A 13582-nucleotide genomic window follows, 5' to 3' on the forward strand; every position below is an offset into this window, starting at 1 on the left:
AAAAGGACATGACAACATTACTCAATCCGTACTTTGGTGAATTTGGCGGTATGTATGTGCCACAGATTCTGATGCCTGCCCTGCGCCAGCTGGAAGAAGCTTTTGTCAGCGCACAAAAGGATCCTGAATTTCAGGCGCAGTTTACAGACCTGCTGAAAAACTATGCAGGTCGCCCAACCGCACTGACCAAGTGCCAGAACATTACTCAAGGCACCAACACAACGCTGTATCTCAAGCGTGAAGATTTACTGCACGGCGGCGCGCACAAAACCAACCAGGTGCTGGGTCAGGCGTTGCTGGCGAAGCGCATGGGTAAAACGGAAATTATCGCCGAAACCGGCGCGGGTCAGCACGGTGTTGCATCTGCTCTCGCCAGCGCATTGCTGGGTCTGAAATGCCGTATTTATATGGGTGCGAAAGACGTTGAACGCCAGTCGCCTAACGTTTTCCGTATGCGTCTGATGGGTGCTGAAGTCATCCCGGTTCACAGCGGTTCCGCCACCCTGAAAGATGCCTGTAACGAAGCGCTGCGCGACTGGTCTGGCAGCTACGATACCGCGCACTACATGCTCGGTACGGCGGCTGGCCCGCACCCCTTCCCGACCATTGTGCGTGAATTCCAGCGCATGATCGGTGAAGAAACCAAGGCGCAGATTCTGGAAAAAGAAGGTCGTCTGCCGGACGCCGTTATCGCCTGCGTAGGCGGCGGTTCTAATGCCATCGGTATGTTCGCCGACTTTATCAATGAAACCAGCGTCGGTCTGATTGGCGTAGAGCCAGGCGGTCACGGGATTGAGTCTGGAGAACACGGCGCGCCGTTGAAACATGGTCGTGTCGGGATTTACTTCGGCATGAAGTCCCCGATGATGCAGACCGAAGAAGGACAGATCGAAGAATCTTACTCTATTTCTGCAGGGCTGGACTTCCCATCGGTTGGGCCACAGCACGCGTACCTGAACAGCATTGGCCGCGCAGATTATGTTTCAATCACCGATGATGAAGCACTGGAAGCCTTCAAAACGCTGTGTCTGCATGAAGGAATTATTCCGGCACTGGAGTCCTCCCATGCCCTGGCGCACGCGTTGAAAATGATGCGTGAAAATCCGGAAAAAGAGCAGTTACTGGTGGTTAATCTCTCCGGTCGCGGCGACAAAGACATTTTCACCGTACACGATATTCTGAAAGCGCGAGGGGAAATCTGATGGAACGTTACGAAAACCTGTTTGCACAGCTGAAGGACCGCAAAGAAGGCGCTTTTGTCCCCTTCGTAACCCTGGGCGATCCGTCTGTTGAGCAGTCACTGAAAATCATTGATACGCTGATTGAAGCCGGTGCCGACGCGCTTGAGCTCGGCATTCCGTTCTCCGATCCGCTGGCAGACGGTCCGACCATACAGGAAGCCACCCTGCGAGCGTTTGCCGCCGGCGTTACACCGTCGCAATGCTTTGAAATGCTGGCGCTGATTCGCCAGAAGCATCCGACGATTCCCATTGGGTTGCTGATGTATGCCAACCTGGTCTTCAGCAAGGGCATTGACGAGTTTTACGCCCAGTGCGAAAAAGTGGGTGTGGATTCTGTGTTAGTGGCCGATGTGCCTGTTGAGGAGTCAGCTCCGTTCAGAACTGCAGCGCTCCGCCACAATATTGCACCAATTTTCATCTGCCCTCCGAACGCTGATGAAGAACTGCTACGCCAGATTGCCTCTTATGGCCGTGGCTACACTTATCTGCTTTCACGTGCAGGTGTGACCGGTGCAGAAAATCGTGCGGCATTACCGCTGTATCATCTGGTTGAAAAGCTGAAACAGTATGATGCTCCGCCTTCTTTACAGGGCTTTGGTATTTCTGCGCCTGAACAGGTCGCTGGTGCTATTGAAGCCGGTGCTGCCGGCGCAATTTCCGGCTCGGCAATTGTGAAGATCATTGAGAAAAATGTTGCGGCACCGGATCAGATGCTGGCTGAGCTGAAAGCGTTTGTCAGCGCGATGAAAACCGCCACCCAACAGTAAGTTAAATCAACCGCCAGTGACAGCTGGCGGTTTCACCCTTCTTTCGTGTGCTTCATTCTATACATAGCGCTATCCGCATTCTGAATGGCCACATCCAGTTCATCGTTCACCTCTGCAATTCCCCACGATACTGACAATGGCACGGTATGGCCGTCCACAACGAACACATGACTGGTCACCTGCCCGCTAATACGTTGCGCGATTGCTATAGCGTCAGTTGCCTGTGATCGAAACAGCAGGATCATAAATTCATCCCCGCCGGTACGAATCACAATATCGTGGCTGGTGCGGGTGTTTGACAGCATCCTGTTGGCGATAATTTGCAGCGCGCGATCGCCTGCCGCGTGGCCCCAGGTATCATTGACGGCCTTGAATTTATTGCAGTCCAGTAGCACCACCGAACAGTGTGATAAATCCCGACGCTTGATAATGTCGAGTATTCGGCGGTTAAAACAGCCGGTCAGAGTATCGATATAAACCTTGAGGTCGCTTTCATTCAGCCATGATTTGAGTGAGAAACTGATCATGATGAAAAAGAACGGCGCCAGCAGAATCACGATCCCAGCATGTGTGTCGCGTACCATAAAACGACCTAATGATAGCGAATAGTGCAGTGCATATTTCTCCGAAAAATTGCGCACCATAAAGCGGGATTGACTTGTACATTTGCCGGATAAACAGAGACTCTCATTGTTTGTTAAATTCACCAACTCCACGTTCAGCTCCGGTGGAATTTGGTTGTCAAATGCCTGGGCTAACGCTTCCTGCAATTCGGGCTTTGAATGGTCATAGACCAGATAGGCTACGATTTGGTCTGATATCTCTTTGCCAGACAGATCGTAGATATAACTCACCACGCTGTAAGCTTTTTCACCGGTAATTTTATCGGTATAAAAATTCGTCGAACTAAGGGCTTTGTTTTTGACGTTTTTTTGCAGTAATCGGGTATAGAAATCGACGGGCGGGTAGAAAAATTGAGTGATATCCCGCGCCATTTCAGAATTTGAGAAACTGAAATTGCGTGAATCGGAAGCCATAAACCAGTAAAAATAATCTGAATTTTTGGCGATGATATAACGATGTGCATCGAAGCTGCCCGGGTTTAGCTCATTGACCATACCGCGAATAAATTCAGCCGCCGTATACATACACAGCGCGTTGTGACTGGTTTGCTGGGCAACCATTGTCCCCGTCGCCGAATGCAGTCGCTTTGGATCGGCGTTAATTCCCCATTCATCCTCATCCCGGAGAACAAATTTTGAAATATCGCCGCATTGTTCCCCCGTTTTGATATGGTGATAACGCTCACCAATCGCATCGGCGATCAGTTCGTTATCGTTAAAAATGTCCATCATGCGCGCTTGCAGGCGGTTGACACCTTCGCTGGCAGCGGCCATTCGCTGTTCATAAATAATAAACAGAAACAACGAAGTAAATATCAACGTAATGAGCCCTGATACCAGCAGTGCCTGCCTGTTTCTGAGCTTATCCTGCACAATCTTCACGAGTCCACCCTGATAGTTAACAGTATTGCCAAATCGGTTACCCGTTTATGTTGTTGCATAACAGCGTTGTACGTTGATAGAGAATGTTTGCCACTCCGAAGCAGGTAAGTTGATGTAGCCCGCAGTCGCGCGCTTAGATTACATATTTATACAATAAAATCACATATTTGTTAACATAAATGCAAACTAATCATCACCTTCGATAGGATATCCTGCCCGCCGGATGGCCTCGCGGCAGTCGTTTACGCCTGCGGCATAGCCCGCCTCAATCTCGCAAACCGGACTTGCGCTGCAATAAGGTAGTGTAACTGGAGTCGCAATAATTTTCTCCAGCACCTCAATTTTATCCATGTAAAGTAATAACTCACGTGCAGCACTCACGGCAAACGCTGCCGTTTGATCTTCGGAGAACGGTTCCAGAAGTGTGATTTTTTGCTGTAGCAGATGGCGGGTCAACATCATCAGCAATACCCTCAAAGTTGGTTTGCTTAAAGAGTAGCACTACATCAAAGGGGAGAAAGGCACGATGTTTTCCCCAGAATGTTTAAATGAAGAACGAGGGGAATGTTTCCTGGTTGCTAACTACTGTCAGGCATGCTCGGAATCTATACAGTTCAATCATCCTGGTTGTGCAGCTATTAATTAAGTTGACTTCAAAAAGTCCCTTGCGAGACACTGCTTTAAAGCATACCAAATATGGGTGAACTTGTTGAGACATCTGTTGATTAAATTAGTTGTGTTAAGCGTTGGATTTTTAAGCGCTGGGGACATACTGGCAAATACTCCGGAACAGGTAGTCACCGCTTTCCAGAGGGATTATAAATATTGGAATGACCAGTCATTCCTGAGAAATCAGAACGATGGAAAGCAAGAAGTTATGCTCCAGGCCCAGAAGGGTTGGAATGAGCTTTTGAAAAAATATACAAAACCTGGTTTTCAGGGCGAGCCTATAGCTTTTGGTTCTGAGTCTAGTCATGACCCTGAGCAAGAGAAGATCATATCGGTTCAGATTACTGAAAAAATAGCGGTCGTAACGACCAAATTATCAAGGCAGTATTATTCACCTATTTATGAATATCAATTGTCCAAAGAAAATGATACCTGGTATCTATCTCAGATCTTTTTAGTTGATGACGATGGAAAATATCCGAGTTTGTAATAACAGTGTACTTGTACACATTGTTTCCATACTGCCTGAGACTGTCAATCGCAGGACGACTCTGAGCGTGAAGCGGACCAGACTATCTGATGAAAAGTCTGATGAAAAGCTTCACTCATAATGTCGGGACAGCGATAAGCGAGGAACTCACGTTGTGCTTGCATCAGGATGACCTGGAATGATGGAGTTAACATCTCAATTGTTCATAGCAGCGCTGAGTGGATTCAGGATATCGCGGGGCGTATTGGACGTATAACGTTTATCGCGTACCTAAGAAGTTAAGGCCAGTGATTTTAATTATTACATTTTCTTTTTTAAGATAGTGGTTTTTATCTATTTTTTAGAATAAACATATCTGGCCAGACATTCTTCTTCATAACAACCCTATGAGTTAAAAAAATCTGCCATAATGACAGATTCTTTTAATCTATCATTAGAGATTTGCAACGTTATGATATACTTTTTGAACATCATCGTCATCTTCAAGGGCATCAACAAGCCCTGCAAAGACTTCTAAATCTTCTGGTGAAAGTTCAATTTCTGATTGAGCAATCATCTCTAATTCTGTGGTAGTGAATTCAGTAATCCCTGCGGCTTTTAAAGCTGCAATGCCTTTGTGAAGATCTGTAGATTCCGTATAAATAACGATGTTTCCTTCTTCTTCGGTTACATCACGAACATCTACTTCAGCATTAAGCAAAATTTCAAAAATGTGGTCAGGATCTGTCCCTTCAAATACAATCACTCCGGTATTGTCAAACATATAGCTGACAGAACCAGCTGCTCCGATATTCCCGCCTTTTTTATTAAAAATTGAGCGGACATTAGCAATCGTACGGTTAACATTTGAAGTCAATGTTTCAGCGATAATCAGTGAGCCACTGGGACCAAAGCCTTCATAACGCCCTTGCACGAACGTTTCATCGCTGCCGCCTTTGGCTTTATCGATAGCTTTATCAATAACGTGTTTTGGAACCTGCGCTTGTTTAGCACGTTCAATAACGAATTTTAAAGATGTATTTAATTCTGGGTCTGGTTCGCCTTGTTTAGCAGCAGCATAAATTTCTACACCGAATTTTGCATATACATTAGACGTTGCTCCGTCTTTAGCTGTTTTTTTAGCAACAATATTTGCCCACTTACGTCCCACTGGAATGATCTCCTCAAAAATTCATTTACATAGCCGACAGGTAAATAACCTAGCATTACATTATATCATGACGTATAAATCCTCGTCCATGAAAAATAAAATATCCAAATTTTACGATATGTTACTTTAATTTTATTAATAGTTAACATTTTGGATAAATTATCCCCTGACTATCTTCAGGTTTTTTGTGCGTAATAAATGAACCGCAACAATAATGCATAAGAAAAGAGAAACAAAAGTGATATTCCAGATAAACACACTTGCTATTAAAGTTAGCGCAGTACAGCTTATAGCGAGGTATCGACACACAAATTTTGTCAGGCCAGAGGCGCAAAATAATGGCCGCTCAAGACAACGACACTTGTGGAAAAGAATGGAAAAACTGGCCATTTGATGACCAGTTTTGCAGGGGGTTTGCAGAAAAACTTAAAAACGATAACCCGCAGAGAACATAAACACCCACGGATCAAGGCGTACGCTGTCTCGCTGCTGTACACCGCCCATTTTATAGCTTGCGGTGGTGTCGATATCCATGTACCACACCGACATGTTAATCAGCCAGTCACGGTTAATCAGATAGTCCATACCAACTTGCCCTGCTGCGCCCCAGGAATCTTTCAGACTCAGGTCCGATAACCCTGTTTCTTTACCGTTATCGTTAAAGCCTTCATCGAAGAAGGTCGTGTAGTTCACCCCAACACCTACGTACGGACGCAGTTTACTGCTGGAGTCACCGAAGTACCACTGCGCCATTAACGTCGGCGGTAAATGATGTACGGTGGCAATATCACCCGTTGCAGCAGTACCGATTTTATGGCGGAACGGCGTAGCTGCCAGTAATTCAACACCGATATTGTCGGTTGCCATGTAGGTAAATGTCAGACCCAACTGCGTGTTATTGCTGACATCAAAGCCACCTAAGCTGCCCAGCGTACCACCTGCACCTTCCGTCGGCCTGACGGTGGCAGAACCTGCACGAATAAAGAACTCTCCAGCTTCATGCGCAAATGCGTTACCAGAGAGAAGAGTTGTTAAAGCCAATGCTGCAACTGTTAATTTTTTCATGTCCGCTCCATCGTTATGGTTATAAAAGCGGAACGAATATACCCACATTGGAGTAATAAGTGATCTAACATGGATCACATTGACTTTGATAATTTAACATTTATTGATCCAGATTAAGTTAGAACTTGCATTCAAAATCCTGGTTAAATTAATTCAGATCAATTTTGATATATTTTCAATGTGCAAGTACCTCCAGCTCATTGCTGATGGGTGATGGATGATGGATATCTGCGCGTGATGCGCAGATAACAAACAGCGTTCATGCTCGACGCTGAAGTCATAGCCAAAAATTACTGCAGCTTTACAAAGATATGCTTTTCCATACATCGCGCGATGCTGCCACTGTAGAGTTATCCAGGGTACAATTGCCCGCAAATGAACACCTGCAAAACTCAAGGAGAGTGCATGTCTATCACGGCGAAATCCGTTTACCGTGACACGGGAAACTTTTTCCGTAATCAATTCATTACCATCTTGCTGGTATCGTTGTTGTGCGCGTTTATCACAGTGGTGTTAGGGCATGCCTTTTCCCCCACTGACGCACAAATTGCGCAACTCAGTGAAGGCGATCAGTTAACCAGCAGCGTGGGGCTGTTCGATCTGGTGCAAAACATGACCCCGGAGCAACAGCAAATTTTGCTACGCGCTTCCGCAGCGTCGACGTTTTCCGGTCTGATTGGTAATGCCATCCTCGCCGGGGGTGTCATCCTGATGATTCAGCTGATTTCAGCAGGTCATCGCGTCAGCGCATTACGTGCCATCGGCGCCAGTGCGCCAGTGTTACCGAAGCTGTTTATTCTGATTTTTCTGACTACTCTGCTGGTGCAAATCGGTATTATGCTGGTTGTTGTACCCGGTATTCTGCTGGCGATCCTGCTGGCACTCGCCCCTGTGATGTTGGTACAGGACAAAATGGGTGTCTTTGCCGCGATGCGCAACAGTATGCGTCTGGCGTGGTCGAATATGCGACTGGTTGCGCCGGCAGTGATCGGTTGGTTGCTGGCAAAAACGCTGCTGTTGCTTTTTGCGCCAAGTTTTGCAGTACTTACGCCGAATGTAGGCGCGGTATTGGCGAATACGCTGAGCAATATGATCTCCGCCGTGTTGCTGATCTATTTGTTCCGCCTGTACATGCTGATTCGCCAATAAACCCTGAACGCATTCCGGGCTTGTACCCGGTGCTTTTGATGACGGAATCGAAGAATGAAGCAGTTTCTTGATTTTTTACCGCTGGTTGTCTTTTTTGCTTTTTATAAGCTTTATGACATCTATGCGGCGACCTCGGCGCTGATTGTCGCGACGGCTGTAGTGTTGATTTACAGCTGGGTTCGCTATCGCAAGGTCGAGAAGATGGCGTTAATCACCTTTGTCCTGGTGGCCGTATTTGGTGGCCTGACTATTTTTTTCCACAACGATGAATTCATTAAGTGGAAAGTAACGGTGATTTACGGGCTGTTTGCTGGTGCTCTGTTGGTTAGCCAGTGGGTAATGAAAAAGCCGCTAATTCAGCGCATGTTAGGTAAAGAGCTGACCCTGCCGCAGCCGGTGTGGTCGAAACTTAATTTAGCCTGGGCCGTCTTTTTCATCCTGTGTGGTCTGGCGAATATCTATATTGCATTTTGGCTACCGCAGAACATTTGGGTCAACTTCAAAGTGTTCGGCCTGACCGCCCTGACTTTATTCTTTACGCTGCTGAGTGGAGTCTATATTTACCGTCATCTGCCGCAAGAAGATAAATCGTAATACATGCTCGCCAGATCTGCGGATCTGGCGAATTTTTATCCCCTCGCGTTCCATTGTGCTGACAACCTGGCTTACATCTGCTCTGCACGCCGCATCCCCTCTATTCTCAACGCACAAATTCTAGTAGCATCGCGCCTGTAATCTTTCTCTATAGTCGGTTCTACAATGACAACAACGAATAACACTCCCCAGGGTGAACTAGTTTTACGTACTCTGGCCATGCCTGCAGATACCAACGCGAATGGTGATATTTTTGGCGGTTGGCTGATGTCACAAATGGATATAGGTGGCGCGATTCAGGCCAAAGAGATCGCACATGGTCGTGTGGTAACGGTGCGGGTTGAAGGAATGAGCTTTTTGCGGCCGGTCGCCGTAGGTGATGTAGTGTGTTGTTACGCGCGCTGTGTGAAACGCGGGACAACCTCAATCAGCATCAATATTGAAGTTTGGGTGAAGAAAGTCGCTTCTGAACCTATTGGGCAGCGCTATAAAGCCACCGAAGCTCTGTTTATCTACGTTGCCGTTGATAAAGACGGGAAACCGCGTCCAATTCCCACGTTGGCCTGATAGCACACGCCAGTAATGCTATCCGGCAATGATCAAGAGTGATGATTGCCGGACGGCCTGATGCTTACTCGATTTGCGTTGTGCCGTTTAATTTGAAAACAATATTCACCACGAGTCCGGAACCGGGTTTACCTGCCTCATAACGCCATCTACGCATCGCATTTTTCACTTCACGCTCAAACATATTGGCAGGCTGCGCAGACAGGATCTCCACATTTTCAACCCGACCATCCGGCGTTACGTTAAATTTGACCTTTACCCGTCCTTCAATGCGCAGCGCCTGAGCTCGCGCCGGATACTGAGGCTGATTACGGCTTAAAGCGCGTGGACCTGATGGCGCACTGACCACCGGTTTGCTGGTAGTTGCCGGCGCGGTATTGGTCATTGTGCGAGTAGGTGCCCTATTTTCCAGTGGGGAGGCCGGGCGCGGTTCTGCTGGTTTAACATCGCGTTTCGGTTGCTCTTCCACCTTTTTCACCGGTTTTGGCTTCGGTTTAGGCTTGGGCTTCGGTTTTTCAATCACCACCGGTGCCTCTTTTGGTGGCTCTGGAATCGGTTCTGGTTCCGGTTCAGGCTCGACAACGGGTTCCGGCGGCGGCTGAACGGCCTGAGGCGGTTCAAGGTCGGCAGGCGCGACCATCGTGACAGAGATCGGCTGCGCTGGCGCAGGCAGTTCAATAACCTGATGTACCGAGGTATACAGCAAACCAGCCACTACGGCACCATGAATGCCGACAGACAGTAACGTTGGCCAGGGAAAGCGACGAGGTAAATCAAGGGTCATTGAAGTCATAATCGTTTCAGTAAAAAAACCAGGCCCTGATTTTAAATGCAAATAGCAATCATATTCAATAAGCCCGTGGCGGTAACTGACATTTAAAACGCGATTTTATGATAAAAAACCGCTTTCAGAGTATGGCCTTAACATATCAGTTATCTTTCCGTTGCAGTTGTTAGGCCTTTCCAATAACGTTATTAACGACTTTTACCGTTCAAGGAGCTCTACCCGTGCTGTATGTTATTTACGCTCAAGATATTGCAGACTCTCTCGAAAAACGTCTCTCCGTGCGCCCTGCTCATCTGGCTCGCCTGCAACTCCTTCATGACGAAGGTCGTTTGCTCACGGCGGGCCCCATGCCAGCGGTCGATAGTAACGATCCCGGTGCGGCGGGTTTTACCGGCTCGACGGTGATTGCCGAATTTGAATCTTTGGAGGCGGCACAGGCGTGGGCGGAAGCCGATCCGTATGTCGCGGCGGGCGTGTATGCGCAGGTTTCAGTAAAACCTTACAAGAAAGTATTTTAAAAACAGAACGCAAAGCAGACATTGGGCACCGCCAGCGGTGCCCTTTTGGGATCAGATGCTGTGGATCGCAAACAACAACGAGTTACGCTGGTGGTTGAGAATGCACTTTCTGATAGTGTGGATACGCATATTACGACGCGATTGTCCTTCAAGCCAACGTGCTTTACGGCGGCTAGCCTGACGCAGCATCCGCCAGCGTCCCACTTCCGTTCTACTACGCTTCATGTTTACTACTCTTTCAGTCACTGAGCGGCCATTATAACGCCAGACCGAATGCAGACCAGTGGTTTTCCCTTGTTTTTATTTGCCAGATTAATCCTGATGCGTAAACTCTTAACAATACGCTTTCAAAAGGATTTTTAAATTTATGACAACCTTCTACACCGTGGTGAGTTGGCTGGTCATTCTGGGTTACTGGGTACTCATTGCTGGCGTAACATTACGCATTCTAATGAAACGACGCGCAGTGCCCTCCGCAATGGCCTGGCTGTTGATCATCTATATTCTGCCATTGGTAGGGATCATTGCTTATCTGTCCTTTGGTGAACTCCACCTGGGTAAGCGACGTGCCGAACGCGCCCGGGCAATGTGGCCGTCAACGGCCAAATGGCTGAACGATCTCAAGGCCTGCAAGCATATTTTTGCCCAGGAAAACAGCAGCGTCGCCTCTTCGTTATTTAAACTGTGCGAGCGCCGTCAGGGAATAGCCGGGGTTAAGGGAAACCAACTGCAGTTGCTCACCAGTTCAGATGACGTGATGCAGGCGCTGATCCGTGATATTCAACTGGCGCGCCACAACATCGAAATGGTGTTCTACATATGGCAGCCTGGCGGTATGGCCGATCAGGTAGCCGAGTCGTTAATGGCTGCCGCGAGACGTGGCATTCACTGTCGCCTGATGCTGGACTCCGCTGGCAGCGTGGCGTTCTTTCGCAGCCCTTGGGCGGCGATGATGCGTAACGCAGGTATCGAGGTTGTAGAAGCGCTGAAGGTGAACCTGATGCGTGTATTTTTACGCCGTATGGACCTGCGTCAGCACCGCAAAATGATCATGATAGATAACTACATTGCTTATACCGGCAGCATGAACATGGTCGACCCGCGTTTCTTCAAACAGGATGCGGGTGTCGGGCAATGGGTTGATTTAATGGCGAGAATGGAAGGTCCTGTCGCCACTGCTATGGGCATTGTCTATTCCTGCGACTGGGAAATTGAGACCGGAAAGCGCATTTTGCCTCCGCCACCAGACGTCAATATCATGCCGTTTGAGCAGGCCAGCGGCCACACCATTCACACTATCGCCTCGGGACCTGGTTTCCCTGAAGATTTGATTCATCAGGCGCTGCTAACCGCTGCTTATTCAGCGCGTGAATATTTAATTATGACCACCCCCTACTTCGTCCCCAGCGACGATCTGTTGCACGCGATCTGCACGGCAGCGCAGCGTGGGGTTGACGTCAGTATCATTCTTCCACGTAAAAATGACTCCCTGCTGGTTGGCTGGGCAAGCCGGGCCTTTTTCACCGAGCTGCTGGCAGCTGGCGTTAAAATTTATCAGTTCGAAGGTGGCTTGCTGCACACCAAGAGCGTACTGGTCGATGGCGAGCTGAGCCTGGTCGGGACGGTTAACCTGGATATGCGCAGCCTGTGGCTCAATTTTGAAATCACGCTGGTCATTGATGATGCCGGATTCGGTGGCGATCTCGCGGCAGTGCAGGATGATTATATTTCGCGTTCCCGCCTGCTTGATGCCCGCTTGTGGGTAAAACGACCACTCTGGCAGCGGATAGCAGAGCGACTGTTTTACTTCTTTAGTCCGTTGCTGTAAAACGTGCCCATCAGACAGTAAACAGGTAGTCATTATGGATATGGATTTGAACAATCGCCTGACCGAAGACGAAACGCTTGAGCAGGCTTACGACATTTTTCTCGAACTGGCTGCGGACAATCTGGATCCAGCCGACATCATTCTGTTCAATTTGCAGTTTGAAGAGCGTGGCGGTGCCGAGTTGTTCGATCCGGCAGAAGATTGGCAGGAGCATGTTGATTTTGACCTGAACCCTGACTTCTTTGCCGAGGTGGTGATTGGTCTGGCAGATACAGAAGACGGCGAGATTAACGATATTTTTGCGCGCGTTTTATTATGTCGCGAAAAAGATCATAAGCTCTGCCATATTCTCTGGCGCGAATAATCAAACAAAAAAGCTGCTCTCGCAGCTTTTTTCATTTTTAGCCCGGTAGTTTACTTCCGCAGCGGTTACAAAATTGCGCACTATGTTCGTGCTGCGCCTGCTGGCACTGCGGACATTTTCGTTGGTGCCCGCGCTGCTGGAACGCACTGCTCATGTGCGTGGTAATCAATCCCGTCGGTATTGCAATCACCGAGTAACCAATCAGGATAAGCACAGACGCCACCATGCGCCCCAACGGTGTGTGTGGCGTGATATCGCCATAGCCGACGGTGGTTACAGTAACAATCGCCCAATACACCGACGCATTCAGCGTAGTAAACCCATATTTTGGCCCTTCAATCAGATACATCATCGCGCCAAAAACCACCATCAGGATGGCGATAAAGGAATAGAACAGCATCAGCTGATGTCGGGCGCTTTTTAACGCATTCCAGAACACCCGCAGAGAAGGCATAAAGCGCAGCAGCTTGAGAATACGCAGAACGCGCAGGACACGCATCGCTCGCCAGGCGAAAACATAGCTCAGACTGATTTCCGGCCATAGCCACATCACATACAGCGGCAGAATGGTGGCAAGGTCAATTATCCCCCAGAAGCTGAACACATATTTAGCGGGGTTGGCCCAGCAACATAAGCGCAGAAGATATTCGAGGGTGAAGACCAGAGTAATAAAGATCTCCAGCCAGACAAAAACGCGCCATTCCTCAAAGGTTAAATGGTATTGCGTCCCTACTCCGGACTCAATGAAGATAACGATAACGCTGAGCAAGGCAAATAGTGCACACATACCTTCAAAGCGACGCCCTGAACGGGTATTTAAATCAAATAATTTGCGATAGAGCGCACGGCGGACAGAAGAGACTAAACCTGGCACAGATACCTCACCAA

The 13582-nt window shown here is 48.2% G+C and carries 16 protein-coding genes and 1 pseudogene; 10 read left to right on the forward strand and 7 right to left on the reverse strand.

Annotated features, from left to right (window positions below):
• Positions 1-8: 8 nt before the first annotated feature.
• Positions 9-1202, forward strand: coding sequence for a tryptophan synthase subunit beta (gene trpB, locus OGX92_RS16525; protein WP_003020645.1), 1194 nt, complete (start codon positions 9-11; stop codon positions 1200-1202).
• Positions 1202-2008 carry a tryptophan synthase subunit alpha gene (gene trpA / locus OGX92_RS16530; RefSeq protein ID WP_063940822.1) on the forward strand — a complete coding sequence of 269 codons (807 nt, stop codon included), beginning with the start codon at positions 1202-1204 and terminating at the stop codon, positions 2006-2008. The genes trpB and trpA overlap by 1 nt, the downstream gene beginning before the upstream one ends.
• A gap of 32 nt (positions 2009-2040) precedes the next feature.
• Here the strand turns inward: trpA and OGX92_RS16535 are convergent, their stop codons facing one another.
• Positions 2041-3513: a GGDEF domain-containing protein gene (locus tag OGX92_RS16535; RefSeq protein WP_286586841.1), complete on the reverse strand. Its 1473-nt coding sequence runs from the start codon at positions 3511-3513 to the stop codon at positions 2041-2043.
• A 186-nt stretch (positions 3514-3699) separates the two neighbouring features.
• On the reverse strand, positions 3700-3975 hold the full coding sequence (locus OGX92_RS16540) for a hypothetical protein (RefSeq protein ID WP_063940823.1): 276 nt from the start codon (positions 3973-3975) through the stop codon (positions 3700-3702).
• Between the two features lie 259 nt (positions 3976-4234).
• Here OGX92_RS16540 and OGX92_RS16545 point away from each other — a divergent pair, with 259 nt between their 5' ends.
• Positions 4235-4672, forward strand: a complete 438-nt coding sequence (locus OGX92_RS16545) for a hypothetical protein (protein ID WP_240389314.1) — start codon at positions 4235-4237, stop codon at positions 4670-4672.
• Positions 4673-5105: 433 nt separating this feature from the next.
• Here OGX92_RS16545 and OGX92_RS16550 read toward each other — a convergent pair whose 3' ends face one another.
• The gene (locus OGX92_RS16550; RefSeq protein WP_063940825.1) at positions 5106-5822 is read right to left on the reverse strand and encodes a YebC/PmpR family DNA-binding transcriptional regulator; all 717 of its coding nucleotides are present in this window, start codon (positions 5820-5822) and stop codon (positions 5106-5108) included.
• Between the two features lie 426 nt (positions 5823-6248).
• Complete coding sequence (gene ompW, locus OGX92_RS16555) at positions 6249-6887, reverse strand: outer membrane protein OmpW (RefSeq protein WP_003833354.1); 639 nt, start codon at positions 6885-6887, stop codon at positions 6249-6251.
• A 299-nt stretch (positions 6888-7186) separates the two neighbouring features.
• Between ompW and OGX92_RS16560 the strand changes: the two are divergent.
• From OGX92_RS16560 to yciA, 4 genes and pseudogenes are all read left to right on the forward strand, one after another.
• A pseudogene (locus OGX92_RS16560) lies at positions 7187-7264 on the forward strand (YkgJ family cysteine cluster protein); the annotation flags it as partial.
• 28 nt (positions 7265-7292) lie between these two features.
• The gene (locus OGX92_RS16565; protein WP_003020663.1) at positions 7293-8036 is read left to right on the forward strand and encodes a YciC family protein; all 744 of its coding nucleotides are present in this window, start codon (positions 7293-7295) and stop codon (positions 8034-8036) included.
• Between the two features lie 54 nt (positions 8037-8090).
• The gene (locus OGX92_RS16570) at positions 8091-8630 is read left to right on the forward strand and encodes a septation protein A (RefSeq protein ID WP_003020667.1); all 540 of its coding nucleotides are present in this window, start codon (positions 8091-8093) and stop codon (positions 8628-8630) included.
• Between the two features lie 165 nt (positions 8631-8795).
• Positions 8796-9197, forward strand: coding sequence for an acyl-CoA thioester hydrolase YciA (gene yciA / locus OGX92_RS16575; RefSeq protein ID WP_003020670.1), 402 nt, complete (start codon positions 8796-8798; stop codon positions 9195-9197).
• A 64-nt stretch (positions 9198-9261) separates the two neighbouring features.
• Here the strand turns inward: yciA and tonB are convergent, their stop codons facing one another.
• Positions 9262-9990: a TonB system transport protein TonB gene (gene tonB, locus OGX92_RS16580; RefSeq protein ID WP_286586847.1), complete on the reverse strand. Its 729-nt coding sequence runs from the start codon at positions 9988-9990 to the stop codon at positions 9262-9264.
• 215 nt (positions 9991-10205) lie between these two features.
• Between tonB and OGX92_RS16585 the strand changes: the two genes are divergently transcribed.
• Entirely contained in the window at positions 10206-10502 is a 297-nt protein-coding gene (locus OGX92_RS16585) for a YciI family protein (protein WP_003020675.1), read from the forward strand.
• Positions 10503-10553: 51 nt separating this feature from the next.
• On the opposite strand, the gene OGX92_RS16590 is transcribed toward OGX92_RS16585, so the two are convergent.
• Positions 10554-10727, reverse strand: coding sequence for a YciY family protein (locus tag OGX92_RS16590; protein ID WP_003020684.1), 174 nt, complete (start codon positions 10725-10727; stop codon positions 10554-10556).
• A gap of 142 nt (positions 10728-10869) precedes the next feature.
• On the opposite strand from OGX92_RS16590, the gene cls reads away from it, so the two are divergent.
• A complete protein-coding gene (gene cls / locus OGX92_RS16595) occupies positions 10870-12330 on the forward strand; it encodes a cardiolipin synthase (protein WP_003020687.1) in 1461 nt (486 codons plus the stop codon).
• 34 nt (positions 12331-12364) lie between these two features.
• On the forward strand, positions 12365-12694 hold the full coding sequence (locus tag OGX92_RS16600) for an HI1450 family dsDNA-mimic protein (protein ID WP_003020691.1): 330 nt from the start codon (positions 12365-12367) through the stop codon (positions 12692-12694).
• Positions 12695-12731: 37 nt separating this feature from the next.
• Here the strand turns inward: OGX92_RS16600 and OGX92_RS16605 are convergent, their stop codons facing one another.
• Entirely contained in the window at positions 12732-13568 is an 837-nt protein-coding gene (locus OGX92_RS16605; protein WP_003833361.1) for an ion transporter, read from the reverse strand.
• Positions 13569-13582: the final 14 nt, after the last annotated feature.

The sequence above is a fragment of the Citrobacter sp. Cpo089 genome, assembly GCF_030332695.1.
Taxonomy (GTDB): domain Bacteria; phylum Pseudomonadota; class Gammaproteobacteria; order Enterobacterales; family Enterobacteriaceae; genus Citrobacter; species Citrobacter portucalensis.

What these genes read in the sequence shown, in the direction of transcription:
- trpB (WP_003020645.1), top strand. Translation starts at nt 9, where the DNA reads ATGACAACATTACTCAATCCGTACTTTGGTGAATTTGGCGGTATGTAT.
- trpA (WP_063940822.1), top strand. Translation starts at nt 1,202, where the DNA reads ATGGAACGTTACGAAAACCTGTTTGCACAGCTGAAGGACCGCAAAGAA.
- OGX92_RS16540 (WP_063940823.1), bottom strand. Translation starts at nt 3,975, where the DNA reads ATGATGTTGACCCGCCATCTGCTACAGCAAAAAATCACACTTCTGGAA.
- ompW (WP_003833354.1), bottom strand. Translation starts at nt 6,887, where the DNA reads ATGAAAAAATTAACAGTTGCAGCATTGGCTTTAACAACTCTTCTCTCT.
- OGX92_RS16565 (WP_003020663.1), top strand. Translation starts at nt 7,293, where the DNA reads ATGTCTATCACGGCGAAATCCGTTTACCGTGACACGGGAAACTTTTTC.
- OGX92_RS16570 (WP_003020667.1), top strand. Translation starts at nt 8,091, where the DNA reads ATGAAGCAGTTTCTTGATTTTTTACCGCTGGTTGTCTTTTTTGCTTTT.
- yciA (WP_003020670.1), top strand. Translation starts at nt 8,796, where the DNA reads ATGACAACAACGAATAACACTCCCCAGGGTGAACTAGTTTTACGTACT.
- tonB (WP_286586847.1), bottom strand. Translation starts at nt 9,990, where the DNA reads ATGACTTCAATGACCCTTGATTTACCTCGTCGCTTTCCCTGGCCAACG.
- OGX92_RS16590 (WP_003020684.1), bottom strand. Translation starts at nt 10,727, where the DNA reads ATGAAGCGTAGTAGAACGGAAGTGGGACGCTGGCGGATGCTGCGTCAG.
- cls (WP_003020687.1), top strand. Translation starts at nt 10,870, where the DNA reads ATGACAACCTTCTACACCGTGGTGAGTTGGCTGGTCATTCTGGGTTAC.
- OGX92_RS16600 (WP_003020691.1), top strand. Translation starts at nt 12,365, where the DNA reads ATGGATATGGATTTGAACAATCGCCTGACCGAAGACGAAACGCTTGAG.